The 2186-nt window shown below is 70.2% G+C and carries 3 protein-coding genes; all 3 read right to left on the bottom strand.

The genetic code is table 11. The features are described from left to right. The coding region (locus GXW71_RS34485) for a CaiB/BaiF CoA transferase family protein (protein ID WP_211858593.1) at window positions 1–609 on the bottom strand (609 nt) is incomplete at its 3' end. Further along, the gene (locus GXW71_RS34480; protein ID WP_211858591.1) at window positions 606–1355 is read right to left on the bottom strand and encodes a CoA-transferase; all 750 of its coding nucleotides are present in this window, start codon (window positions 1353–1355) and stop codon (window positions 606–608) included. The genes GXW71_RS34485 and GXW71_RS34480, both read right to left, overlap by 4 nt. Next, entirely contained in the window at window positions 1352–2176 is an 825-nt protein-coding gene (locus GXW71_RS34475; protein WP_211858590.1) for a CoA transferase, read from the bottom strand. Before GXW71_RS34475 ends, GXW71_RS34480 begins: the two co-directional genes overlap by 4 nt. Window positions 2177–2186 lie beyond the last annotated feature (10 nt).

Below are 2186 nucleotides of genomic sequence, written 5' to 3'. Positions count from 1 at the left end.
CCGCTCGTGCAGCGCCATCAGGATGGCGATCGCGGAGAAGAGGCCGGTCGCGATGTCGACGATCGGGGTGCCGAGCCTGGTCGCGCCGCTGGTCTCGGTGCCGTTGATCGACATCAGCCCGACCATCGCCTGCAGCACCGCGTCATAGCCCGGGAAGCCGCCGAGCGGCCCGTCGGCACCGAAGCCGGAGACCCGGCAATGGATCAGGCGCGGGAAGCGCTTGGACAGCACCGCCTCATAGCCGAGGCCCCATTTCTCCATGGCTCCGGGCTTGAAGTTCTCGACCAGCACGTCCGCATCCTCGAGCAGGCGGAGCAGCACCTGCTTGCCCTCGGGCTTCGCGAGATCGAGCCCGACGCTCTTTTTGTTGCGATTGACGCCGATGAAGTAGCTGGCGTCGCCGGCATCGTTGAAGGGCGGGCCCCAGTCGCGGACCTCGTCGCCCTGCGGCGGCTCCAGCTTGATCACCTCGGCGCCGTGGTCGGAGAGCAGCATGGTGCAATAGGGGCCGCCCAGCACGCGCGTCAGGTCGATGACCTTGAGCCCGGCGAGGGCGCCTGGGCCTTCGGCCAGGGCCTTGCCCTCAATCATGGGCAGAGCGTCGTTCATGCCGCCAGCTTCCTTCCAAACACACGCGCACAGAATTCGGGATAGGTCTCGACCATCTCGTCGCAGACCGGGCCGCGCAGCAGGGCAAGCTCCGCCTCGCTCGGATCCGGCGCCTCGGCGACGCCTTCCGCGACATCGAAGCCGAAGCCGGTGGCGGTGCGCACGCTCTCGACGGTCTCGCCCGGCATCAGCGCGGCCAGGGTGAAGCGCGCGCGCGTCGGGTCGAAGGTGAAGACGCATTTGCCGGTCACCAGCGCCTGCGCGGTGCCGCGACGGAACACGCCGGGTTCGGAGACGCCGGGGGCCGAGATGTTGTCGACGCGCTCGACCAGCACGCGCGGCGAATGCTCCTCCCGGAACAGGATGGTGCGTGGGGTCATGAAATACATGAAGGCGCTGCCGAAGCTGCCGGGGAAGCGCACGCCGGTGCCCGGCCATGCCCCGGTGCCGACCAGGTTGAGGTTCGCCTGGCCGTCGATCTGCCCGCCGCCCAGGAAGAACAGGTCGATGCGGCCCTGGCCGGTGAGATCGAACAGCTCGCGCGTGCCCTCGGTGAAGGGATTGCCGCTCCGTCTGTGCAGCAGCGACAGCCGCACCGGATGCCCCTGCTTCTTCACCAGCCAGCAGGCGGCGGCCGGGATGGGGGAGGCGGCGCCGACCGCGATGTGGCGCGCCGGCGGCGCGGCCGGATCCAGGATCAGCCGGGCGAGGGCGACCGCCAGGCGCTCTTCGGGCAGTACGCTCATTCGGCGGCCGCCTGCAGCGAGGCGAAGACATGCTCCGCGCACCATGCGGCGAAGCCGGCATCGGTCTTCGCGGCACGCGCATAATTCGCGACATATGCGGCATCGAAGCCGTACTCGTCGAGCAGCGCCGCCGGCCGCGCGCCGCGCTCGGCGATCGCCACCGCCTCGACATAGGTCGCGCTGATGGTGCCGGGGGCCAGGCGCTCATCCTCCAGGAAATTGCCCTCGACCACGCGCTCCACCGTGACCAGCGCGCGCTTCGAGGCATGCGCGATGGTCGCGCATTCGCGGCGGCGGCCGGTCCAGACATTGCCCTCGCTGTCCGCCATCACCGCGTGGAAGGCCGCGATGTCCGGCTGCTTCGCCGGCAGCAGCAGGATCGGATCCCCGCCACCGGCGAAGGGATTGTCGATCACCTTCCAGTCCGGGCGGTTGGCCAGGATGTCGCTGCCGATCACGCCGCGCAGCGGCATGAAGGGCACGCCCTTCTCGGCCGCCTGCAGCATCGTGTGGATCGCCGGGCAGGTGGCGTCACGCACGGTGATCGTTCCCGCCTTCAGCGCCGCGGTGAAGCGCGGCGCGAAGCCTGCCTCGCCGAGCGAAACCGCGCTGGTCTCGACCTCCGCGACGCAGCCGGCGCCGATCAGGAGGTCGGTCGCGAAGCCCGAGACCGGTACGCCGAGCAGCCGCAACCCGCGCGCCCCGCGCCGCACCAGCGCCTTGGCGAGTGCCACGGAGGGCAGGGAATTGTCGGGCGGCATCGCGATCAGCGCGCCATCCGGCACGCTCGCCGCCATCGCCTCCAGGCTGATCGGGGTCATGTGGTTTCCT

Origin of the sequence: Plastoroseomonas hellenica (genome assembly GCF_018129085.1) — a bacterium.
Lineage (GTDB): Bacteria > Pseudomonadota > Alphaproteobacteria > Acetobacterales > Acetobacteraceae > Plastoroseomonas > Plastoroseomonas hellenica.
The sequence above is the reverse complement of the archived record's forward strand: the minus strand, read 5'-3'. Positions and strand labels throughout refer to the sequence as shown.

What these genes read in the sequence shown, in the direction of transcription:
- GXW71_RS34480 (WP_211858591.1), bottom strand. Translation starts at nt 1,355, where the DNA reads ATGAGCGTACTGCCCGAAGAGCGCCTGGCGGTCGCCCTCGCCCGGCTG.
- GXW71_RS34475 (WP_211858590.1), bottom strand. Translation starts at nt 2,176, where the DNA reads ATGACCCCGATCAGCCTGGAGGCGATGGCGGCGAGCGTGCCGGATGGC.